Genomic DNA, 23,037 nt, shown 5'->3' with positions numbered 1-23,037 from the left:
TCTATCCCCTTGTTGCGCATTTCCGGACGGAAAACCGCTACGCACTTTTCCTGGAATTGCGCTGGACCGGGTCCCGCGCCGAAACCGCCTTGTGCAGATGCACCATCATGGCGGCGGCAAAGAGCGGGGTCAAAAGGTTGAGCAGCGGCACGGCAAGGTAGACCGCGATCAGCAGTCCGGCCAGGAATACCGTGCCCGCATACTTCCGGCGCAGCGCCTTGGCTTCGGCCTCGGGGCGGAAGCGCATGGCGGCGAACTCGAAGAATTCGCGGCCCAGCAAATAGCCGTTGACGATGAAGAAGGCGGCGAGGTTGATGCCCGGCACGAGGAGCAGCAGCAGGGCGACGATGTTGCCGAGGATCACGACGCCAAAGAATTTTATCGCCAGCGCCAGCGACTGCAGCACCGGCACGGCGCGGCCGGGCGGATCGCCGGGATAGTCGGTGCGCTCGACCACCTCGGCGATATCGTCGAGGAACAACCCGGCGACGATCGCCGTTACGGGTGCCACGAGCAGCGCCATGCCCATTGCCAACAGGATGCCGGCGATGATGCCGCTCAGCCATCCTGCCCAGGACGGCAGGCCGGGCACAAATGTCTGCAGCCACGGCCATGCCAGCCATTCGAGCAGGCTCTCGATGCCGAACCACAGCGCCACCAAGGCGAGCAGCGTCAGGCCCAGCGTCTTCAGGAAGACCGAGCGGAATTCAGGTGAGAACAGCCGGCTGGCGGCAGCGCGTGCGGCGTCGAGGATCACGGCAGGTCCAAGCCCTTACAGAGGAGCAACGATCCCGAGATAGGCGGGCTTGCTAAGCGGCGCAACTAAGCGCGTCGCGTCGACGCGCCTTAGGTTTGTCTCGATGCATGTCGTCCTCCCAAAACCGCCATGCACTTTTGGGCGACATGCATTATTGCGCAAGCCTGGCCAGTCTGGCCGGGATGGTCATGGCCGCGACGCCAACGACGACGAAGCCCATGCCGAACCAGGCGCTCGGCCCGAGGCTTTCGCCCAGAAAGACGGCGCCGATGCCGACGCCGATCGGCACGCGCAGATAGGCCTGCGAGGTAGTGCCGACAGAGCCCAGCGTGTGGATGAGCCGGAAGAAGATCGAAAAGGCGAGCGCGGTGGAGAAGACCGAAAGCCCGAAGAGCGCCAGAATCGACGCCGTCGACGGCGTCAACGTCCAGGGCCGGTCGAAGACGAGGCTCAAGGGAATCAGGATCACGGCGCCGCAGATCATCGAGCCGGCGGCCGGCACCATCGGGTCGAGCCCTCTGAAATTGCGGCCGAAAATGGCGGCGCCGGCATAGCAGACGGTGGCGGCGACGACCGCAAGCTGCGCCCAGAGCTGATGGCCGATGCCGCCCAGCGCCTCGGTGCCGACGATGAGGCAAATGCCGGCGATGCCGGCGCCGACGCCGACCAGCTTGCGCAATGTCACCGGCTCGTGGCGGGTGATCAGCGCCGTCAGCAGAAAGGTGAAGATCGGCGACGTCGCGTTGAGGATCGTGACAAGGCCGGCGTCGATCGAACGTTCGGCGGCGGCGATCAGCGTGAACGGGATGACGCTGTTGAGGCAGGCCTGGAACATGAAGCGGCGCCACATGACCACCTCCCGCGGCATGACAAGGCCGCGCCAGCGGATGAGGCCAAGCAGAATGCCGCCGGCGATCAGCGTGCGCCCGGCGATGAAGGTCACCGGCGGGATCGTCTCGACGCCGATCTTGATGAAGGTGTAGGAGGCACCCCACAACACCGCCAGCAGGCCAAGCAGCGCCAGCTCGGTCGTCATCTCGGTCTTATCGGACATGGGATTTCGCGCCTTCAGCCTGTTTCGACGGTCCGTTCTAGCTCACACCGCGGCTTAGATGTTTCGATGACGCTCCAACCATAGCCGCCGTCGCCTCTAACGATATGGTCCAGTTCGGCGCGACGGCTGCCGCAGCAACCGGCCGGAAGTCGGCGAAGCGGAAACCGGTGCCGATTTTCGGGGTAGGCAAAGCGGCTGCGAGCCGCTAGACCCGCGCGCGGCCGGCGTGGCACAAAGCCGGACAGTCGTTGGCGGAGACATTGATGCCGGAATATGACGTGCTTTGCATCGGCAATGCCATTGTCGACATCATCGCGCAATGCGACGAGGCCTTTCTGGAAACCAACGGCATCATCAAGGGCGCGATGAACCTCATCGACACCAGGCGCGCCGAGCTCCTCTACAGCCGCATGGGACCGGCGATCGAAGCTTCAGGCGGTAGCGCCGGCAACACGGCGGCGGGCGTGGCGAGCTTCGGCGGCCGCGCCGCCTTTTTCGGCAAGGTGTCGAACGATGCGCTCGGCGACATCTACAGCCATGATATCCGCGCCCAGGGCGTGGCCTTCGACACCAGGCCACTGCAAGGCGAGCCGCCGACGGCTCGCTCGATGATCTTCGTCACGCCGGACGGCGAGCGCTCGATGAACACCTATCTCGGCGCCTGCGTCGAGCTGGGGCCGGAGGACGTCGAGGCCGACAAGGCGGCCGGCGCCAAGGTCACCTATTTCGAGGGTTATCTGTGGGATCCGCCGCGCGCCAAGGAAGCGATCCGGCAGACCGCGAGGCTGGCGCATGCGGCGGGGCGCGAAGTGTCGATGACGCTGTCGGATTCTTTCTGCGTCGACCGCTACCGCGACGAGTTCCTCGATCTGATGCGCTCCGGCACGGTCGACATCGTCTTCGCCAACAGCCACGAGATCAAGTCGCTCTACCAGACCGCTTCCTTCGAGGACGCGCTGGCGGCGATACGCAAAGATTGCAAGATCGCCGCCGTTACTCGCTCGGAAAAGGGCTCGGTGATCGTGCGCGGCGACGAGACCGTCACTATTCATGCGACCACGATCAAGGAACTGGTCGACACGACCGGCGCGGGCGACCTTTATGCCGCCGGTTTCCTCTATGGATACACGACCGGACGCAGCCTCCAGGACTGCGGCGACCTCGGCTCACTGGCGGCCGGGCTGGTGATCCAGCAGATCGGCCCGCGACCGCGCCAGAATCTGCGCCGCGAAGCGGAACAGGCGGGCCTGCTTTAGTTCCGCCGCGTCATCCCGGTCGGGCGCCAAATGAACCCGGCTGTCGCGCCGCTGTCATAGATCGCTCCTAGAGGCACATTGGGCGTTCCGCGACTGACATTTCGGGCGCCCGCAGCAGTTGGGGTGTCAAAAATGCAAGACAGCAACCTTCACGGTCGCTGCGTCCGTCACCATTGCGATAGCCGCTTTCCGCTGTAGCCGTTCAACGACGGCCCAGTTTGGGAGAAGCGCGGCCCCGCAAGACAGATGCATGACCAGATTTCAGAATCCGCCTGAAGGAACTTCGCAAGACGCCTTGGCCGGAGTTGTGGCCGAGGCTGTGCGACAGGCTTTGATGCAGCATGGCGTCCTAAAGGACGCGGAGGCGCTGATCTGCGCCACCGCGATGGCCGGCGGTGTTGCCGCCGCCCTTCCGTTCCTGCCGCAGGCGCAGCGGCTTGCCATCACCTCCTTCAAGGGCAGCTGGACCGGGCTCGCCTCCGAATTCTTCCGCGCGATGGCGGAGAAGATCGCGCGCGCCGAGCCGCGCGACGCAGGCAGCAGGGACGAAAATCCGAAGATCGGGGCCGGCAAGCCCATCCCGCGGCCCTTTGCCGAGCGGGTCTCCGAGCTGCAGTCGATGCTGATCGAAGACTGGGCCGGCGAGGTCGCCGGGTCGACCTATCTGGAAGAGAAGTTCCGTATACCTCGCTCGACGCTGCACCGCTGGCAAAGGCGCGCTGAGGTCGTCGCGCTGCGCAAAGGCGGCCGCAAGCATGTCTTCCCGCTCGCCCAGTTCATCGACGGCAGGCCGGCCCCCGGCATAAGCGAGGTGTTGGCGGCCATCACCAATCCGAGATTGGCCTGGTTCTGGCTCGCTCATCCCTGCCCCGAACTGGATGGCCGCGTCCCCATCGAAATGCTGCGCGAGAGCTCGGCACGTTGAAGACCTACACCGAAACGCGCTTCAACTTCGGTGACAAGAACCTGGTCACCTCCAACGGTGAGGTTGACACCAACCCCGCTGCCAACAAGGCGCCCGACCTGCATTTCGCCTGGATCCAGCTCGGCGGCCTGCGCGTCGGTAAGGACGAAACGCCTTATGACCAGTTCATCGGTTACGCGGGCAATGTCATCCAGGACACGATCATTCCGTACGGCGTCAAGGACACCAACGTCGTCAGCTACTACTTCGATGTGGACGGCGGCTTCTCGGGCGTCATCTCGCTCGAAGGGGGCTCCGGCGTGACCGGCACGATCGACAGCTACGTTCCTCACGTCGTCGGCGGCTTGAAGTACAAGGGCGACTGGGGTGCGATCACCGGCGTCGTCGCCTATGACAGCAATTACGAGGAAGTCGCCGGCAAGGTTCGCTTGGACGTCAATGTCAGCAAGGAACTGACTTTGTTCGTCGTGGGCGGCTACGGCACCGACGACAACCTCAATGACAATGCCGGCAACGCCATCGATGCCAGCGGTCGCGGCTTCTACAAGCCGTGGGGCGGCAATTGGGCCGTCTGGGGCGGCGGCACCTACAAGTTCAACGACAAGACGGCGTTCAATCTCCAGGCTTCGGCCGACGACGACAAGAACTACGCTTTGGCGGCGAACGTCGCCTACACCATCGTGCCGGGCTACACGATCACGACCGAAGTCGACTGGAACCACTTCGGCCACTTCTACGACGGCACTCCGTTCGGCAACTGGACCAAGGCCGACAAGAAGGACAGCGTCGGCGGCATCGTCCGCTTCCAGCGCAATTTCTGATCGAAAGCTGCGACCCAAACAGAAAGGCCCGCGGCATCGCCACGGGCCTTTTTGCTTTTGAGTTCGGCAAAGGGCGGGGCGCGGCGGCCGCCCGTCAATTCCCCGCCGTATAGGCCGCGATCGCCGCCATGTTGACGATGTCTGAGTCCTTGGCGTTGAGCGAGACGATCTGCACCGGCTTGTTCAGACCGACCAGCAGCGGGCCGATGACGGTCGAGCCGCCGAGTTCCTGCAGCATCTTGGTCGAGATCGAGGCCGAGTGGAAGGCGGGCATGACCAGCACATTGGCCGAACCGGTCAGCCTGATGAACGGGTACTGCGCCATGGCGCGCGGGTTCAGCGCCACGTCGGCGGCCATCTCGCCGTCATATTCGAAGTCGACGCGGCGCTTGTCGAGGATGCGCACCGCCTCCTGCACCCGCTCGGAGCGCTCGCCCTGCGGATGACCGAAGGTGGAGTAGGCGAGCATCGCAATCCTCGGCTCGTAGCCCATGCGGCGGGCAAAGCCGGCCGCCTCCTCGGCGATGTCGGCGATCTGCTCGGCATTCGGCATGTCGTGCACGGCGGTGTCGGCAACCAGCACGGTGCGGCCCCTTGCCAGCACGATCGAAACGCCGATCACGCGGTGGCCCGGCTTGGCGTCGATGACGCGGCGCACGTCGTCGAGCGCGGTGGAATAGTTGCGGGTCACGCCGGTGACGATGCCGTCGGCGTCGCCCAGCGCCACCATGCAGGCGGCGAAATGGTTGCGGTCGTTGTTGATCAGGCGCTGACAGTCGCGGAAGAGGAAGCCCTTGCGCTGCATACGTTCGTAGAGATAGTCGGTGTAGATCCCATTGCGGCGCGACAGCCTGGCATTGATGATCTCGAGGCCTTGCTTGTTGAGCTCGATGCCGGCGTTGCGGGCATTCTCCTTGATGACGTCGTCGCGGCCGAGCAGGATCGCCGTGCCCAGCCTCTGGTTCACATAGGAGACGGCGGCGCGCATCACCTGCTCCTCCTCGCCTTCGGCGAAGACGATGCGCTTGGGCTGGCGGCGGACGCGGTCGTAGATGCGCTGCAAGGTCGAGGCGATCGGATCGCGGCGGGCGGAGAGCTCATGCGCGTAGCGGTCGAGATCGAGGATCGGCTTGCGGGCGACGCCGGACTCCATCGCGGCCTTGGCCACGGCAAGCGGGATCGCCGAGATCAGGCGCGGATCGAACGGCACCGGGATGATGTAGTTGGGGCCGAATTTCGGCCGGTTGCCCTGATAGGCGGCGGCGACGTCGTCGGGCACGTCCTGGCGCGCCAGCTCGGCCAGGGCGCGTGCGGCGGCGATCTTCATCTCGTCATTGATGGTGGTCGCCCTAACATCCAGCGCGCCGCGGAAGATGTAAGGGAAACCCAGCACATTGTTGACCTGGTTCGGGTAATCCGAGCGGCCGGTGGCCATGATGGCGTCGGTGCGAATCTCGCCCACTTCCTCGGGCGTGATCTCCGGATCCGGATTGGCCATCGCGAAGATGATCGGGTTCTTGGCCATCGACTGCACCATGGCGGGGGTCAGCGCGCCCTTGGCGGAGAGCCCGAGAAAGACGTCGCAGCCGTCCAGCGCCTCGGCGAGCGAGCGCGCCTCGGTCTTAACCGCATGCGCCGACTTCCACTGGTTCATGCCTTCGGTGCGGCCCTGGAAGACCACGCCCTTGGTATCGCACAGGATGATATTTTCCGGCGAGAAACCCATCGCCTTCATCAATTCGATACAGGCGATGCCCGCTGCGCCCGCGCCGTTGCAGACCATTTTCGTGGTCTTCATGTCTCGGCCGGTGATCTCCAGCGCGTTGATCAGCCCGGCGGCCGAGATGATGGCGGTGCCGTGCTGGTCGTCGTGGAAGACGGGGATGTCCATCAACTCGCGGAGCCGCTGCTCGATGATGAAGCATTCCGGCGCCTTGATGTCCTCGAGATTGATGCCGCCGAAGGAAGGTCCGAGGAAGCGCACGCAGTTGATGAATTCGTCGGCGTCCTCGGTGGCCACCTCGAGGTCGATCGAATCGACATCGGCGAAGCGCTTGAACAGCACCGACTTGCCTTCCATGACCGGCTTCGAAGCCAGGGCGCCGAGATTGCCAAGACCGAGGATTGCGGTGCCATTGGAGATGACGGCGACCATGTTGCCGCGCGTCGTATAGTCGAAGGCGCGGCTTGGATCCTCCGCGATTGCGCGCACAGGAACGGCGACGCCCGGCGAATAGGCGAGGCTCAGATCGCGTTGCGTCGCCATCGGCTTGGTGGCGACGATCTCCAGCTTGCCCGGCCGACCCATGGCGTGGAATTCGAGCGCCTCCTGCGCGCTGACGGAGGGCCCGCTGCTTTCGGTTTTCCTGGCCATGATGCTTTTGATTTCCTCGCCTGTGCGGCACCGCTTGGGACGGCTGCTTGCTTATGGTTCCCACCGATTAAGGCTACACGCGGCGACTGTAAACCGACAAGCCGGGCGAAGCTGCTTCAGCACAGAAGGCCGGCAATGCGGCGGACCGATTGACGGCGAGCTGGCAGCATGGCTCGCGCTTTCCCCTGCTTTTCGAGCCTCCGGCATTAAACCGCCCTGCCACATCTGCTAGCGTTCGGGCATGAACATGCACATGCCGACCGATACCGACGCCCAGGAAACGACGACGCCGGCGCCCACCATGGGCGGCGTCACGCCGATGATGGAGCAGTATATCGAGATCAAGGCGGCGAACCCGGATTCGCTTCTGTTCTACCGCATGGGCGATTTCTACGAGCTGTTCTTCGACGACGCCGAAAAGGCGAGCCAGGCGCTCGGCATCGTGCTCACCCGGCGCGGCAAGCACCAGGGCCACGACATCCCGATGTGCGGCGTGCCGGTGCATGCGGCGGACGATTATCTGCAGAAGCTGATCGCGCAGGGCTTCCGCGTTGCCGTGTGCGAGCAGATCGAGGACCCGGCGGAAGCCAAGAAGCGTGGCTCGAAATCGGTGGTGCGCCGCGACGTGGTGCGGCTGGTCACGCCGGGCACCATCACCGAGGACAAGCTGCTTGCACCCTCGGAGTCGAGCTTCCTGATGGCGCTGGGGCGAGTGAAGGGTGGCAATGCAGCCAGCCAAGGCAGTTTCGCGCTTGCCTGGATCGACATCTCGACGGGCGCGTTTCGGGTGGCTGAAACCTCGGCCGAACGGCTGCTTGCCGACATTTTCCGCGTCGATCCGCGCGAGCTGATCGTCGCCGAGCCGGTATTCCATGACGCGGAGCTGCGGCCGGTCTTCGACGTGCTCGGCCGGATCGCCAACCCGCAGCCGCCATCTTTGTTCGATTCGGCATCGGCCACGGGCCGCATAGCCCGCTTCTTCGAGGTGGCGACCCCGGACAGTTTCGGCACTTTTTCGCGTGCCGAGCTGTCGGCGATCTCGGGCGCCATCGCCTATGTCGAGAAGACGCAGAAGGCCGAACGGCCGCCGCTGTCGCGGCCCGAGCGCGAGGAGAACGGCTCGACGCTTTTCATCGACCCGGCGACGCGCGCCAATCTGGAACTCCTGCGCACGCTATCCGGCAGCCGCGAAGGCTCGCTGTTCAAGGCGATCGACCGAACCGTGACCGGGGGCGGGGCGAGACTGCTCGCCGACCGGCTGATGGCGCCGCTGACCGACCCGGCATTGATTTCCGCTAGGCTGGATTCGGTGTCGTTCTTTCGCGCCGAAGCGCGGCTTTGCCAAGGATTGCGAACGAGCCTGAAAAGTGTCGCCGACATGCCGAGGGCACTCTCCAGGCTGGCGCTCAACCGCGGCGGCCCGCGCGACCTTGGCGCGCTCAGCGCCGGCTTCGAGGCCGCGGGCGCGATCGCCGCACTGTTTGCGACGACGGCGCTCCCCGCCGAACTCGCCGCGGCGCTCTCGGCGATCCATGGCTTGCCTGAGGCGCTCGCCCGCCATCTCGGCGAGGCGCTCGACGACGAGTTGCCGCTCATCAGGCGCGACGGCGGCTTCGTGCGGTCAGGCTACAATGCCGAACTCGACGAGATGCGGGCGCTGCGCGATGAGTCGCGAAAGGTGATCGCCGGGCTGGAGCGCTCATTGATCGAAGAGACCGGCATCCGCTCGCTGAAGATCCGGCACAACAATGTGCTCGGCTACTATATCGAGGTGACGGCCAACCATCATGCGATCATGACCGGCAGCGACGCTGCGAAGGCGCGCTTCATGCATCGCCAGACCATGGCCAACGCCATGCGCTTCACCACGACGGAACTGGCGGAGCTGGAATCGAAGATCGCCAATGCCGCCGATAAGGCGCTGAGCATCGAGCTTGCCACCTTCGACCGGCTGACGGCGGAAGTGGTGAGAGAGGCCGACAGAATCCGCGCCGGGGCCGAGGCACTTGCAGTCCTCGACGTGTCGTCGGCCTTGGCGCTGCTGTCCGAAAGCGAGGGCTGGTGCCGGCCGGTCGTGGATTCCAGCCTCGCCTTCGAGATTGCCGGCGGCCGCCACCCGGTGGTCGAACAGGCGCTCAGGCGATCAGGCGAAGGCCCGTTCGTCGCCAATGACTGCAATCTTTCGCCTGAAAACGGAGCAAAGGCCGGCGCCATCTGGCTGCTCACCGGGCCCAACATGGGCGGCAAATCGACCTTCCTGAGGCAGAACGCGCTGATCGCCATCCTTGCCCAGACCGGCTCCTTCGTGCCGGCCGAAAGCGCCCATATCGGCGTCGTCGACCGGCTGTTCTCGCGCGTCGGCGCCTCGGACGATTTGGCGCGCGGCCGCTCGACCTTCATGGTCGAGATGGTCGAGACCGCGGCGATCCTGAACCAGGCCGGGGAGCGGGCGCTGGTCATCCTTGACGAGATCGGCCGCGGCACCGCGACCTTCGACGGTCTGTCGATCGCCTGGGCGGCGGTCGAATATCTGCATGAAAAAAACCGTTGTCGTGCGATCTTCGCCACACATTTCCACGAGATGACGGCGCTGGCCGGCAAGCTTTCGCGGCTCTCCAACGTCACCATGCGGGTTAAGGAATGGGAAGGCGACGTCGTGTTCCTGCACGAGGTCGGCAAGGGTGCCGCCGACCGTTCCTACGGCGTGCAAGTGGCACGGCTCGCCGGACTGCCGGAAGCGGTGGTGGCGCGCGCCAAGGAAGTGCTGCACCAGCTCGAGGAAGGCGAAGTTTCCGGCAAGACCAACCGGCTGGTCGACGATCTGCCGCTGTTTTCGGTGGCGGTGAAGCGCGAAGCGCCGAAGCCGGCGAAGAACGATGTCCTGGGCGAAGCACTGGGGGTGATCAATCCGGACGAGATGACGCCAAGGGAGGCGCTGGAGGCGCTCTACAGGCTGAAGGGGCTGGCGGCGAAATAAGGCTTTCCAGCGTCATTGCGAGCGCGCCTAGATCATCTCCAGCCCGCGCTTGCGCGTCGGTGGCGGGAAGGCGCGGTCAAGTTCGGCAAGGTCTTCCGCCGTCAGGACGACGTCGAGCGCCGCAGCATTCTGGCGGACGTGCTCCTGCCGGCTGGCCTTCGGGATGGCAACGACGCCTTTCTGCGTCATTACCCAGGCAAGCGCGATCTGCGCGGCGGTGGCGTTGTGGCGGGCGGCAACGGCGTCGAGTCTGGCGTTGCGCGCCAGCGCGCCCTGCTCGACCGGCGAATAGGCCATCAGCGGGATGCCGCGCTCAAGGCTCCAGGGCGCGAGGTCGAATTCCGGACCGCGCCGAGAGAGATTGTAGAGGACTTGGTTGGTCTGGACGTTGGCGCCGGAGGGTAGGCCGACCAATTCCTCCATCTCGTCGGTATCGAAATTGCTGACGCCCCAATGGCGGATCTTGCCGGCCGTCTTCAAGGCCTCGAAGGCTTCGATCGTTTCCGACAGCGGCACGCTGCCCGGCCAGTGCAGCAGATAGAGGTCGATGCGGTCGGTGGCGAGCCGTTTCAGACTGTTCTCGCAGGCCCGCTTGACGCCGGCGCGCGAGGCGTTGGACGGCAGCACCTTGGAAACCAGAAAAGTCTCGTCGCGGCGCCCGGCGATGGCTTCCGCCACCACCTCCTCGGCGCCGCCGCCGGCATACATTTCCGCCGTATCGATAAGGGTGATGCCGAGATCCAGCCCAAGCCTTAGCGCCGCGACCTCATCGGCGCGGCGCCGGCCGTCCTCACCCATCTTCCACGTGCCTTGACCCAGCACCGGAACGGCTTCGCCTGACGGCAGGAAAGTGGTTCTGATTTTAGAAGACATGGCCTGCTCCGCGTGAGGCTGGATCGCAGCACAAGCATGGCCGAAAATCCAGGCCGAAGTCCTCGCCTTCGTCCGGATTTCCGGCGCGGGAAACTAGTTCACCGGATGCTTGGCAAGCCAATCCTGCATTTTTTTGATCTCGGCTTCCTGCGCCTTGACGACGTTCTCGGCGAGCTTGCGGATTTCCGGGTCCTTGCCGTTGGCGATCACCACCTTGGCCATGTCTATGGCTCCCTGGTGATGCGGGATCATGCCGCGGAGGAAATCGACATCGGCATTGCCGGTGTAGTTGAGCATCATGTCCTTGTGCATCTTGTCCATGGCCGCCTTGTAGCCAGCGGTTGCGGGGCTGTCCGCGCCCATGGCCATCCCGGACATGTCGTGCTTCATTTCGTCCGATTGCGCGGGCACGCTTTCGAGGAACACCGCGATCAGCATTCCCGCCGCCATCAGCAGCAGCACAATCTTCTTGGCCAAGGTCATCCAATATCTCCTGTTGAATGGAATGTCGTATTTGGGGGCGTCGCTCAGAGTTTCAACGTTCTCAGCCGCAGCGCGTTGCCGATCACCGAGACCGACGACAGGCTCATCGCCGCCGCTGCGATCATCGGCGACAGAAGCATACCGGTGAGCGGGTAGAGCACTCCGGCGGCGACCGGCACGCCGAGCACGTTGTAGAGGAAGGCGAAGAACAGGTTCTGGCGAATGTTGCGGATCGTCGCCTGGGCCAGTGTGCGGGCTCTGACGATGCCGTTGAGATCGCCCTTGACCAGCGTGATGCCGGCACTTTCGACCGCGACGTCCGCGCCGGTGCCCATGGCGATGCCGACATCGGCTCCGGCAAGCGCCGGCGCATCGTTGACGCCGTCGCCGGCCATGGCGATGCCGGCGCCCCTGGCGCGCAGTTCGTCGACAAGTGCCGCCTTCTGATCCGGCAGCAGCCCGGCGCGGACCTCGTCGATGCCGAGCCTGCCCGCGATCGCTTTTGCCGTGCGCTCGTTGTCGCCGGTCGCCATGATGATCCTCAAGCCCTTGTCGTGCAGCGCCTTGATCGCCTCGGCCGTGGTTGCCTTGACCGGATCGGCGACGGCAACCAGGCCGGCAAGCTCGCCGCCGACGGCAACGAACATCGCCGTCTTGCCTTCGGCCTGCAGCGCCTCCGCGCTGGCGGAAACGGGCGCGGTGTCGACGCCGAGGTCGGCCATCATCGCCGCATTGCCGAGCGCAACCTTCCTGCCGGACACGTTACCGGCAACGCCCTTGCCGGTTATCGCCTCGAAGTCCTCGGCACCTGCAAGCTTGGCGCCGCGTTCGGCGGCACCCTCGACGATCGCCTCGGCGAGCGGGTGTTCCGAGCCCTTTTCGAGCGTCGCGGCGAGCGCCAGCAATTCATTCTCCGCAATGCCTTCGGCGGCGACGACATCGGTCAGCCGCGGCCGGCCCTCGGTCAAGGTGCCGGTCTTGTCGACGATCAGTGTGTCGACGGAGGCGAAGCGCTCCAACGCCGCCGCTTCCTTGATCAGCACGCCGGCATGCGCGCCGCGGCCGGTCGCGGTCATGATCGACATCGGCGTGGCCAAGCCGAGCGCGCAGGGACAGGCGATGATCAGCACCGACACCGCCGACACGATGGCGAAGGCCAGGCTGGGCTCGGGGCCGAAGAGCGACCATACAATGAAGGCGATGATCGCCACCAGCACGACAGCCGGCACGAAGTAAAAGGAAACTCGATCTGCCAGCCCCTGGATCGGCGCGCGCGAGCGCTGCGCCTTGGCGACCATTTCGACGATGCGCGAAAGCGTGGTCTCGGCGCCGACCTTTTCGGCACGCATGATGAGGGAGCCGTTCTTGTTGAGCGTCCCGCCGGTGAGCGAATCGCCCTCCGACTTCTCGATCGGCAGCGGCTCGCCGGTGATCATCGATTCGTCGATGGCCGAGCGCCCCTCGTGCACGATGCCGTCGACCGGCACGGCGTCACCAGGGCGGATACGGAGCCTGTCCCCGGTCTTGACGCTGTCGAGCGGCACGTCCTTTTCGGTCCCGTCAGCGCCGATCAGGCGCGCCGTCTTCGGCGCGAGGTCGAGCAAGGCGCGAATGGCCGAGCCCGTGCGCTCGCGGGCTCTGAGTTCCAGCACCTGGCCGAGGAACACCAGCGCGACGATGACCGCGGCCGCCTCGAAATAAACCGGCACGCTGCCGTCATGGCCGCGAAATTGGTGCGGGAAGACATCCGGGAACAGCGTCGCGACAAGGCTGAAGAGATAGGCAGCGCCGACGCCGAGCGAAATCAGCGTCCACATATTGGGACTGCGGTTGAGCAGCGATTCCCAGCCACGATGGAAGAACGGAAACGCCGCCCACAGCACCACCGGACTCGCCAGCGCCAGTTCTGCCCATGTCTTCGTGCGGCCGTCGACGAAACTTTCGAAGCTGACGCCGAGCATCGGCGCCATTGCGATGATCAGAAGCGGCAGCGAAAGCACGGCGCTGACCCGGAAGCGGCGGGTGAAATCGACAAGCTCCGGATTCGGGCCTTCGTCGCCGGAGGGCACGCCCATCGGCTCCAGCGCCATGCCGCAGATCGGGCAGGAGCCGGGCCTGTCGCGGATGATCTCGGGATGCATCGGACAGGTGTATTGCGTGCCCTTAGGCATCGGCTGCGGCGCAGGCCGGCCGGCAAGGTACTTTGCCGGCTCGGCTTCGAACTCGTCCTTGCATCCGGCCGAACAGAAATAGAAACCCTGCCCCTCGTGTCGGACAAAATGCCTGGCGCTCGCGCGGTCGACATTCATGCCGCAGACGGGATCGGTGGCCGTCAGATATTTGTCCGGCTCGGCCTGGAACTTCGTGCGGCAGCGCTCGCTGCAGAAATGAAAGGTCCTGCCGCCATGCTCGGCCGCCGGCTTGCCGGCCGCCGGATCGACCGCCATGCCGCAGACGGGGTCGCGAATCACCGCTTCGGTCGCAGGCCGAGCATTCTTCCCCGAACAGCAGGATGCGCCGTGCGCATGATGATGGTTATGGTCGGAATGGGTCATCAGCAAATGCCTCGGAACTCTCGGATTGAGGCGGAGGTAGTCCTTCCAGTAACTGGAAGGTCAAGGGTCAATTTCGATTTTTTAGTCTATAAAGTTGATCGGCTGAGCGTCGAACGCACCTTCCGCGTGATGGAATTCGGCCTGTCGCACGCCCCATACACAGCGCGAAGAAAACGCGCTATAGACGCCGCCGAATGGCCAAGATCTCCCTCAAACTCGACGAAATCATCGATGGCGACGCTTTGCGCCGCGACATGACGGCGCTGACGGCGCCGAGCGCAGGCGACGGCTCCGGCAAGGCTGCCCGCACAGCGGTTCTCCAACTGCTCAAGGGCAAGCTCGCGGAAGGGCGAACGATCGCCGAGGCGATGCTGAAGCAGGATGGCGGCGGCCATGCCTGCGCCGAGCGGCTGTCGCATCTGATGGACGAGCTGATCCGGGCGCTTTACGATTTCGCGGCCACCCACGTCTACCAGGTCAAGAACCGCTCCGCCGCCGAGCGCATGGCGGTCGTCGCGGTCGGCGGCTACGGCCGCGGCACGCTGGCGCCGGGCTCCGACATCGACCTGTTGTTCCTGCTCCCTTACAAGCAGACGCCGTGGGGCGAGCAGATCGTCGAATACATGCTCTACATGCTGTGGGACATGGGGCTGAAGGTCGGCCACGCCACCCGCAACATCGAAGAGTGTCTGAGGCTCTCGCGCACCGACATCACTATCCGCACCTCGATCCTGGAAGCGCGCTTCCTGTGGGGCGAACGCAAGCTCTACGACGAACTGCTCACCCGCTTCGACCACGAAGTGGTGCGCACCACCGGACCCGAATATGTGCAGGCCAAGCTCGCCGAACGCGACGAGCGCCACGCCAAGGCGGGCGAGAGCCGATACCTCGTCGAGCCCAATGTCAAGGACGGCAAGGGCGGCTTGCGCGATCTGCAGACGCTGTTCTGGATCGGCAAATACTTCTACCGCGTGCGTACCGGCCAGGAACTGGTCGAGAAAGGCGTCTTCACCGAAGCCGAGTATCGCGAGTTCCAGAAGGCCGAGGACTTCCTATGGGCGGTGCGCTGCCACATGCATTTCCTCACCGGCAAGGCGGAAGAGCGGCTGCATTTCGACATCCAGCGCGAGATCGCCGAGCGGCTGGGCTACACCACCCATCCCGGGCTGTCGGCGGTCGAGCGCTTCATGAAGCACTACTTCCTGGTCGCCAAGGATGTTGGGGATCTCACTCGCATCTTCTGCGCCGCGCTCGAGGAAGAGCAGGCCAAGCATGTGCCCGGCTTCAACCGCATCTTTCTCACCTTCTCGCGGCGCAAGCGCAAGCTTGCCGGCACGTCCGACTTCATTGTCGACAACCACCGCATCAACATTGCCGACGACAGCGTGTTCGAACGCGATCCGGTCAACCTGCTTCGGCTGTTCTGGTTCGCCGACAAGCACGGGCTGGAGTTCCACCCCGACGCGCTGAAGCTGCTGACCCGGTCGCTCGGCCTGGCCAACAAGTCGCTCAGGCGCGACGAGGAGGCCAACCGGTTGTTCCTCGATATCCTGACCTCGGACCGCAATGCCGAGCTCAACCTCAGGCGCATGAACGAGGCGGGGCTGCTCGGCAAGCTGATCCCCGACTTCGGCAAGATCGTCGCCATGATGCAGTTCTCGATGTACCACCATTATACGGTGGACGAGCATCTCATCCGCTGCATTGGCGTGCTGGCCGAGATCGAGCGCGGCGACGGCGCCAAGGTGCATCCGCTGTCGCACTCGCTGATGCCGGGGCTGAAGAAGAGCCGCGAGGCGCTCTATGTCGCGGTGCTCCTGCACGACATCGCCAAGGGCCGGCCGGAGGACCATTCGGAGGCCGGCGCCAGGATCGCGCGACGCATCTGCCCGCATATGGGGCTGTCGGCCGCCGACACGGAGACCGTCGCCTGGCTGGTCGAGAACCATCTCGTGATGTCGATGACCGCGCAGACGCGCGACCTCAACGACCGCAAGACGATCGAGGATTTTGCCTCGATCGTGCAATCGGTGGAGCGGCTGAAGCTGCTTCTGATCTTGACCGTCTGCGACATTCGGGGCGTTGGGCCCGGCGTGTGGAACGGCTGGAAGGGACAATTGCTGCGCACGCTCTATTTCGAGACCGAGCTGCTCTTGACCGGGGGCTTCTCCGAAGTGTCGCGGGCCGAACGCACCTCCGCCGCGCGCGAGCGGCTGGCCGAGGCGCTTTCCGCATGGCCGGCGAAGGAGCGCAAGCGCTATGTCGCCCAGCACTACGAAAACTATCTGCTGACAGTCGACCTGCCCGACCAGTTGCGCCACGCCGAATTCGTCCGCGAGGCGGATGTGGCCGGCAGAAAGCTCGCCACCATGGTGAAGACGCATGAGTTCGAAGCGGTAACCGAGATCACCGTGCTGGCGCCGGACCATCCGCGGCTGCTGTCGGTGATCGCCGGCGCCTGTGCCGCGGCCGGCGGCAACATCGTCGATGCGCAGATCTTCACCACCTCTGACGGGCGGGCGCTGGACACCATTTTGATCTCCAGAGAATTCGATCGCGACGAGGACGAGCGGCGGCGGGCCGAACGCGTCGGCAAGCTGATCGAGGACGTGCTGTCCGGCAAGAGCTGGCTGCCCGAGATGATCGAGAAGCGCGCCAAGCCGAAGCGCGGCGCCAAGGCCTTTCGCATTCCGCCGCGCGCCGAGATCCGCAACACGCTGTCGAACCGTTTTTCCGTGATCGAAATCGAGGGGCTGGACCGGCCCGGCCTGCTCTCAGAGGTCACCGGCGCGCTGTCGGACCTATCGCTCGATATCGCCTCGGCCCACATCACCACCTTCGGCGAAAAGGTCATCGACACCTTCTATGTCACCGACCTTACCGGCCAGAAGATCGACAGCCCGACGCGCACGGCCACGATCCACAAGCGGCTGATCGACACACTCGAAGGCAACGCGCCCGAACGCAACGGCAAGGCCAAGGCGGCGGCCGCCGAGTGATCATCACCATCCATTTGACGCAATTCCGCAGGCAGTCATCCTCCGCATGAGCCTTGTCAAAAAATTCGCCACCGTCGCCTCCGGCACGCTGATGAGCCGCGCGCTGGGTTTCGGCCGCGAGATGCTGATGGCGGCGGCCCTCGGCACCGGACCGGTCGCCGACGCCTTCAACGCCGCCTTCCAGTTTCCCAACACCTTCCGCCGGCTGTTCGCCGAAGGCGCCTTCAACGCCGCCTTCGTGCCGCTGTTCGCCAAGGAGATCGAAACGCACGGCACCGACGGCGCAAAGCGCTTCTCGGAGGAAGTGTTCGGCGTGCTGTTCTCGGCGCTTCTGGCGCTCACCATCGCCATGGAACTGGCGATGCCGCTGATCGTCCGCTACCTGGTGGCGCCGGGCTTTGCCGACATTCCGGGCAAGTTCGAGACGACCGTCCGGCTGGCGACGATCATGTTCCCCTATCTGATCTGCATGTCGCTCGGCGCCATGATGGCCGGCATGCTGAACTCGCTGCGCCGCTATTTCGCCGCAGCGATCGCCCCCGCTTTCCTCAACATCATCCTGATCAGCGTGCTCGCCTATGCCTGGTATCATGGGCTCGACGCGCATGATGTCGGCTTCGGCCTGTCCTGGGGCGTGCTGGCGGCGGGCATCGTGCAGCTCGCCATCGTCTGGGTAGCGGTGCGCCATGCCGGCATCTCGATCGGCTTCCGCCGGCCCAAGATGACGCCGAACGTCAAGCGGCTCCTGATCCTGGCGCTGCCGGCCGCTATTACCGGTGGCATCACCCAAATCAACCAGCTGATCGGCACGGCGATTGCCTCCGGGCAGAACAGCGCCGTGTCATCGCTCGCCTATGCCGATCGCATCTACCAGCTGCCGCTCGGCGTCGTCGGCGTCGCGGTGGCGATCGTGCTGCTGCCGGAGCTGTCGCGGGCTTTGAAATCGGGCAATCTGATCGAGGCGGCCAATTTGCAGAACCGCTCGGTCGAATTCACGCTGTTCATGACCTTGCCGGCGGCCGCGGCGCTTTGGGTGATGTCGGAGCCGATCGTGCGACTGGTCTATGAGCGCGGCGCCTTCGCCGCCAACCATTCGACGCCGATCGTCGCCTCGATCCTGGCGATCTTCGGCCTCGGCCTGCCGGCCTTCGTGCTGATCAAGGCCTTCACGCCCGGCTATTTCGCGCGCGAGGACACGCGCACGCCGATGATCTTCGCCGCCATCTCCGTCGGCGTGAACGTCGCCACCGCGCTGAGCTTGTTTCCTTCGATGGGCGCGCCGGGCATCGCCGTCGCCTCGGCCGTCGCCGGCTGGGTCAACGCGGCTTTGCTGCTCGGCATGTTGATAAAGCGCGGCCACTGGGGTCGTGACATACCGCTCTTGAAGCGCATTCCCCGGCTGGTGCTGTCGGCTGTTGTGATGGCGGTCGCGCTCTATTTCGCCGAGCACTATTTCGCGGCAAGGCTCGGACCCGGCTCGTCGCTGGTGATCAAGGCGACGACGCTGCTCGCGCTTGTCGGCGGGGGTGCGGCGCTCTACTTCATCACCGCCTTCGGCACCGGCGGGGCCGATTTCGGCATGATCCGTCGGAACGTGAAGCGCGGCACGGGGAAATCTGCGCCGCGGAAATCGAACACCGGCTTGGATGAATAACTCGAGCTGGCTTTCAGCAACAGCGGTCTTGATCCCGCATTCGCCTTCGTCCATAAGCCCGCCGTCGCAAGACTTTCGCCGCGCGCGGTTTCCAGCCGCATGATTGGCTCCAAAAAGTCTGCAACTTTTTGGAATCATGCGTATACGGCCCTCCACAAGCCATGAGGAAATCATGTCCGCCTTCAAGCCCCTCGTCTTCTCGGGCGTCCAGCCGACCGGCAATTTGCATCTCGGCAACTATCTCGGCGCCATCAAAAAATTCGTCGCCCTCCAGGAACAGTCCGACTGCATTTATTGCGTCGTCGACCTGCATTCGCTGACGGCGCAGCTCGTGCACCAGGACCTTGGCGACCAGACGCGCTCGATCACCGCCGCCTTCCTGGCATCGGGCATCGACCCCAAGAAGCACATCGTCTTCAACCAATCGCGAGTCATCCAGCACGCCGAGTTGGCCTGGATCTTCAACTGCGTGGCGCGCATCGGCTGGATGTACCGGATGACGCAGTTCAAGGACAAAGCCGGCAAGGACCGCGAGAACGCCTCGCTCGGCCTGCTCGCCTATCCGAGCCTGATGGCCGCCGACATCCTGCTCTACCGCGCCACCCATGTGCCCGTGGGCGAGGACCAGAAGCAGCATCTGGAATTGACCCGCGACATCGCGCAAAAATTCAACAACGACTTCTCGGAAAAGATCGCGGCGCTCGGCGTCGGCGTCGAGATGCAGGTCGGCGAAGAGACGGTGAACGGCTACTTCCCGATCACCGAACCGGTGATCGGCGGTCCTGCGGCGCGCATCATGAGCCTGCGCGACGGCTCGAAGAAGATGTCGAAGTCGGACCCGTCGGACCTGTCGCGCATCAACCTCACCGACGATGCCGACACAATCTCGAAGAAGATCCGCAAGGCCAAGACCGATCCGGAGGCCTTGCCGAGTGAAGTCGACGGGCTGGAAAGCCGGCCGGAAGCCGAAAACCTGGTCGGCATCTATGCCGGCCTCGCCGAAATTTCCAAAGCCGACGTGCTGAAGGAATATGGCGGCCAGCAGTTTTCCGTGTTCAAGCCGGCGCTGGCCGACCTTGCGGTCGAAAAGCTCGCGCCGATCGCCTCGGAGATGCGCCGCATCGAGGGCGACCGCGCCTATGTCGACGCCGTGCTCAAGGACGGCGGCGAGCGCGCCCGCGCGATCGCCGAAGGCACGATGAAGACGGTGCGCGACATCATCGGCCTGTTGCAGGACTGATCGGTCCTCGCTGGTTGACTGGGATCGCCATACCGGCCGGCGGCTTGCCGCCGGTCCGTGGCGGTGGCAGATTGCGGCCGAATTGATACCGAGCGGACAGACATGGTTTCCAAACGCCTCAGCCGTGAAGCCGGACATCGCCGCAAATTCCTGGCGATCATCGACGATACGCCGGAATGCGAGCGCGCGGTCGCCTACGCATCGACGCGCGCACAGAGCACCAGCGGCGTGCTGGTCCTGCTCTACGTGATCGAGCCGGACGATTTCCAGCATTGGCTGGGGGTTGAGAAGATCATGCGCGAGGAAGCCAACGCGACCGCGCGCGCGGCGCTCGACACCTATGCCAGCAAGGTGCGCCAGAAGGTCGGCATCGAGCCGGAACTGGTGGTGCGCGAAGGCAAGCCGACCGAGGAAATCCACAAGCTCATCGAGGAAGACCAGGACATCGCCATCCTGGTGCTGGCGGCCGGCGCCGGCAAGGAAGGTCCGGGGCCACTGGTGAGTGCGGTGGCCGGCCGGGGCGCCGCCTTCCCCATCCCGGTCACCGTGGTGCCGCAGAACCTCTCCGACGAGGAAATCGAGAGCCTGGCCTGAATTGGGAAGGCCCCTCCTGCCCGATTGGAACGTCGCCGATCCGCAGATACACATCGATGTTATCAACCAGCCCATAGCCCTTGGCCCGTGTCGGCGGCGCGCCATTTGGAATGGTCACGGAAACGCCATTCCAAAGGAGCGCCGGTGGACGAATCAACCCGGAAAGCAGGGCGTAGCGGCACGTCAAAGCCGCGAAACGCTGGGACTGGATCACCGGTGCAGCCGCGCTCGCAGGCAGCGCGATCACAGCAAAAAGCCCGGCAGACGCCTGATGCGCAGCAGGAGCGCAGGCACCGCGTGCTCGCCAAGGGGCACCCGGCCATGGTGGACAGCATCGCCGGCGCGATTACGGTCAAGAATCTCGATCTCTACTATATCCTCGCTCCCGACGCTCAGATACCGGTGAAAGGCGAGCACGGCTTCGGGCTCTATTTCCACGACTGCCGTTTCCTCGGCGGCTATGAGATGACGCTGGGCGGTTTGCCGCCGATCGTGTTGGCCTCGACCGCGCAAAGAGGTTACGCCGCGCTTTTCGAACTGGCCAATCCCGACCTGCATTGCGATGGGGGGCGACTGATCCCCAAGGACGAGCTCGGCATCCGCTGGGAGCGCATTCTCGATGCGGAGCAAACATGTGTGCGAGAGGTTCTGACCATCCAGAATTTCGGCAACGAGCCGCATGGCTTTCCGCTGGCCCTGCACTTCTGCGCCGGCTTCGAGGACATTTTCAATGTGCGCGGACTGGTGCCGAAGAACCTCGGCAGGTGCGAGCGGCCTGCCTGGCGCGACGGCAGCCTCCACTTTGTCTATCACGGCGCCGACCACGTTCGCAGAACGGCAACAATCGGTTTCTTGCCGGCACCCGATGCCATGCACAGAACCGCGGCCGAGTTCCAGTTCGATGTTTCGCCAGGAGAAAGGCGCACCATCGCCATCACCATAGAATTGAGGGAACTGTCGGAAGAGCCGGAGGCCGAGCAAATGAGCCAGCACCCGGCGTTTGCTCTCGAGGGCTTTGCCGGGACGGTTCAGGCGGATACTGAAAAATGGCTGGAGCAACACACGAAGTTCGACAGCGACAGCCTGCTGCTCAACAGCATCATGGACCGTTCGCTGCGCGATCTCGCGGTGCTCAGGTCGGATCTTGGCAACAGGGAGTATTTCGCAGCCGGCGTGCCGTGGTACGTCGCGCTGTTTGGACGCGACAGCCTGATCGTCGCGCTCGAGATGCTCGCCTTCCAGCCGGAGATCGCCGCCCAGACGCTGCGCCTTCTAGCCGGCTATCAGGGACGTCGAACGGATCGATGGCGAGAGGAGCAGCCCGGCAAGATACTGCATGAGCTGCGCGTCGGCGAGCTCGCTCGCGCGGGCAATGTCCCACATGCCAGATTCTACTGCACGGTGGACGCGACCCCGCTCTTCCTGCTGCTTCTCGGCCGCTATGCCGCGTGGACAGGCGACGTGGGGCTCTTCCGCGAACTGCGGGAGCCGGTGGAAAAGGCCTTGGGCTGGATCGCCAAGGCCGGAGACGGGCATGGCGAAGGCTATGTCAAATACCGGACCATCTCGGAAAGCGGTCTCGTCAACCAGGGGTGGAAGGATTCGGCCGACGCGATCGTCAGGACCGACGGCAGCATCGCCAGGCCGCCGATCGCGCTGGTCGAGGTGCAGGGCTATGTGTTTGCGGCCAAGCATGCCATCGCCGATCTCTACGAACGCATTGGCGAGCGCAACAGCGCCAGGCAGGTTCGCGGCGAGGCCGAAAAGCTTCGGACACGGTTCAACCGCGACTTCTGGTGCGAGGACCTGGACACTTTCGCGCTGGCGCTCGAGGCGCGCGGCCGCCCGGTCGCGGTCGTTTCCTCCAACCCGGGCCATGCGCTGTGGACCGGTATCGCGGATCGGGGCAAGGGCCGCCGAACCGTGCGGCGGCTGATGCAGGACGACATGTTCAACGGCTGGGGCGTGCGCACGCTCTCGAGCGCGGCGCGGCGCTACAATCCCGTCGGATATCATCTCGGCACCGTCTGGCCGCATGACAATGCGCTGCTGGCGGCCGGCTGCCGGCGGTATGGCGAGGACGGCGCGGCGCTGCGGATCTTCACCGCCATTGTCGAAGCGGCGATGCACTTCCGCCATTACCGGCTGCCGGAGGCGATGGCGGGCTTTCAGCGCAACGATTTCCAGGTGCCGGTGCACTATCCCGTGGCCTGCCACCCGCAGGCATGGGCAGCGGGCGCGGTGCCGTTCCTGGTGACCACCTGCCTCGGCCTGGAGCCCGACGCCTTCGCAAACAAGCTGCGGATCGTGCGGCCGCGACTGCCCGATTTCGTCAGCCGCATCGAGCTTCGCGGGCTGCGGGTCGGCGAGGCAAGCGCCGACCTCGCATTCATGCGCACGGCGGACGGCGCCGAGGTGAACATCCAGAAGACGAGTGGACAACTCAGCGTGGAAGTCGGAGGATAGGCTTGCCGT

General features: G+C 64.7%; 14 protein-coding genes and 1 pseudogene. 9 read left to right on the top strand and 6 right to left on the bottom strand.

All coding sequences use genetic code 11. The features are described from left to right. Positions 1–37 precede the first annotated feature (37 nt). Positions 38–757 (bottom strand): sulfate transporter family protein, encoded by a 720-nt coding sequence (locus P9228_RS04080; RefSeq protein ID WP_278052470.1) that lies wholly within the window; start codon positions 755–757, stop codon positions 38–40. 151 nt (positions 758–908) lie between these two features. Next, positions 909–1,811, bottom strand: coding sequence for an EamA family transporter (locus P9228_RS04075; protein ID WP_095799248.1), 903 nt, complete (start codon positions 1,809–1,811; stop codon positions 909–911). A gap of 263 nt (positions 1,812–2,074) precedes the next feature. Here P9228_RS04075 and P9228_RS04070 point away from each other — a divergent pair, with 263 nt between their 5' ends. The 3 genes and pseudogenes from P9228_RS04070 to P9228_RS04060 all read left to right on the top strand — a co-directional run. Beyond that, positions 2,075–3,067, top strand: coding sequence for an adenosine kinase (locus P9228_RS04070; RefSeq protein ID WP_095799247.1), 993 nt, complete (start codon positions 2,075–2,077; stop codon positions 3,065–3,067). Between the two features lie 334 nt (positions 3,068–3,401). Further along, on the top strand, positions 3,402–3,992 hold the full coding sequence (locus tag P9228_RS04065; protein WP_347404254.1) for a hypothetical protein: 591 nt from the start codon (positions 3,402–3,404) through the stop codon (positions 3,990–3,992). Next, positions 3,977–4,813 (top strand): annotated as a pseudogene (locus P9228_RS04060) (porin); the annotation flags it as partial. The gene P9228_RS04065 and the pseudogene P9228_RS04060, both read left to right, overlap by 16 nt. 94 nt (positions 4,814–4,907) lie before the next feature. Here P9228_RS04060 and P9228_RS04055 read toward each other — a convergent pair. Then, entirely contained in the window at positions 4,908–7,187 is a 2,280-nt protein-coding gene (locus P9228_RS04055) for an NADP-dependent malic enzyme (RefSeq protein ID WP_278052468.1), read from the bottom strand. Positions 7,188–7,440: 253 nt separating this feature from the next. On the opposite strand from P9228_RS04055, the gene mutS reads away from it, so the two are divergent. Next, positions 7,441–10,164 carry a DNA mismatch repair protein MutS gene (gene mutS / locus P9228_RS04050; protein ID WP_278052467.1) on the top strand — a complete coding sequence of 908 codons (2,724 nt, stop codon included), beginning with the start codon at positions 7,441–7,443 and terminating at the stop codon, positions 10,162–10,164. A 27-nt stretch (positions 10,165–10,191) separates the two neighbouring features. Here the strand turns inward: mutS and P9228_RS04045 are convergent, their stop codons facing one another. The 3 genes from P9228_RS04045 to P9228_RS04035 form a co-directional block, all read right to left on the bottom strand. Further along, entirely contained in the window at positions 10,192–11,037 is an 846-nt protein-coding gene (locus tag P9228_RS04045) for an aldo/keto reductase (protein ID WP_278052466.1), read from the bottom strand. Between the two features lie 93 nt (positions 11,038–11,130). Then, positions 11,131–11,520 (bottom strand): DUF305 domain-containing protein, encoded by a 390-nt coding sequence (locus tag P9228_RS04040; RefSeq protein ID WP_278052465.1) that lies wholly within the window; start codon positions 11,518–11,520, stop codon positions 11,131–11,133. A gap of 44 nt (positions 11,521–11,564) precedes the next feature. After that, complete coding sequence (locus P9228_RS04035; RefSeq protein ID WP_278052464.1) at positions 11,565–14,075, bottom strand: heavy metal translocating P-type ATPase; 2,511 nt, start codon at positions 14,073–14,075, stop codon at positions 11,565–11,567. Positions 14,076–14,269: 194 nt separating this feature from the next. Here P9228_RS04035 and P9228_RS04030 point away from each other — a divergent pair, with 194 nt between their 5' ends. The 5 genes from P9228_RS04030 to P9228_RS04010 all read left to right on the top strand — a co-directional run bounded on the left by P9228_RS04030 (position 14,270) and on the right by P9228_RS04010 (position 23,028). Next, the gene (locus P9228_RS04030; RefSeq protein ID WP_095782308.1) at positions 14,270–17,074 is read left to right on the top strand and encodes a [protein-PII] uridylyltransferase; all 2,805 of its coding nucleotides are present in this window, start codon (positions 14,270–14,272) and stop codon (positions 17,072–17,074) included. Positions 17,075–17,120: 46 nt separating this feature from the next. Further along, positions 17,121–18,728 carry a murein biosynthesis integral membrane protein MurJ gene (gene murJ, locus P9228_RS04025; protein WP_278052463.1) on the top strand — a complete coding sequence of 536 codons (1,608 nt, stop codon included), beginning with the start codon at positions 17,121–17,123 and terminating at the stop codon, positions 18,726–18,728. A 172-nt stretch (positions 18,729–18,900) separates the two neighbouring features. Continuing rightward, positions 18,901–19,968, top strand: a complete 1,068-nt coding sequence (gene trpS, locus P9228_RS04020) for a tryptophan--tRNA ligase (RefSeq protein WP_067003531.1) — start codon at positions 18,901–18,903, stop codon at positions 19,966–19,968. A 102-nt stretch (positions 19,969–20,070) separates the two neighbouring features. Beyond that, positions 20,071–20,562, top strand: a complete 492-nt coding sequence (locus P9228_RS04015) for a universal stress protein (protein ID WP_067003529.1) — start codon at positions 20,071–20,073, stop codon at positions 20,560–20,562. 216 nt (positions 20,563–20,778) lie between these two features. Then, positions 20,779–23,028 (top strand): glycogen debranching N-terminal domain-containing protein, encoded by a 2,250-nt coding sequence (locus tag P9228_RS04010; RefSeq protein WP_278052462.1) that lies wholly within the window; start codon positions 20,779–20,781, stop codon positions 23,026–23,028. The last annotated feature ends 9 nt before the right edge of the window (positions 23,029–23,037 follow it).

Source organism: Mesorhizobium sp. WSM4898 (assembly GCF_029625845.1).
GTDB lineage: Bacteria > Pseudomonadota > Alphaproteobacteria > Rhizobiales > Rhizobiaceae > Mesorhizobium.
Note: the sequence above shows the minus strand (reverse complement) of the source record. Positions and strands in the feature narration are given on the sequence as shown.

Bases quoted from the DNA above. Each gene is read 5' to 3' on its own strand.
- P9228_RS04075 (WP_095799248.1), bottom strand. From the start codon at position 1,811: ATGTCCGATAAGACCGAGATGACGACCGAGCTGGCGCTGCTTGGCCTG.
- P9228_RS04055 (WP_278052468.1), bottom strand. From the start codon at position 7,187: ATGGCCAGGAAAACCGAAAGCAGCGGGCCCTCCGTCAGCGCGCAGGAG.
- P9228_RS04065 (WP_347404254.1), top strand. From the start codon at position 3,402: ATGCAGCATGGCGTCCTAAAGGACGCGGAGGCGCTGATCTGCGCCACC.
- P9228_RS04045 (WP_278052466.1), bottom strand. From the start codon at position 11,037: ATGTCTTCTAAAATCAGAACCACTTTCCTGCCGTCAGGCGAAGCCGTT.
- trpS (WP_067003531.1), top strand. From the start codon at position 18,901: ATGTCCGCCTTCAAGCCCCTCGTCTTCTCGGGCGTCCAGCCGACCGGC.
- mutS (WP_278052467.1), top strand. From the start codon at position 7,441: ATGCCGACCGATACCGACGCCCAGGAAACGACGACGCCGGCGCCCACC.
- P9228_RS04070 (WP_095799247.1), top strand. From the start codon at position 2,075: ATGCCGGAATATGACGTGCTTTGCATCGGCAATGCCATTGTCGACATC.
- P9228_RS04035 (WP_278052464.1), bottom strand. From the start codon at position 14,075: ATGACCCATTCCGACCATAACCATCATCATGCGCACGGCGCATCCTGC.
- P9228_RS04040 (WP_278052465.1), bottom strand. From the start codon at position 11,520: ATGACCTTGGCCAAGAAGATTGTGCTGCTGCTGATGGCGGCGGGAATG.
- P9228_RS04015 (WP_067003529.1), top strand. From the start codon at position 20,071: ATGGTTTCCAAACGCCTCAGCCGTGAAGCCGGACATCGCCGCAAATTC.
- murJ (WP_278052463.1), top strand. From the start codon at position 17,121: ATGAGCCTTGTCAAAAAATTCGCCACCGTCGCCTCCGGCACGCTGATG.
- P9228_RS04030 (WP_095782308.1), top strand. From the start codon at position 14,270: ATGGCCAAGATCTCCCTCAAACTCGACGAAATCATCGATGGCGACGCT.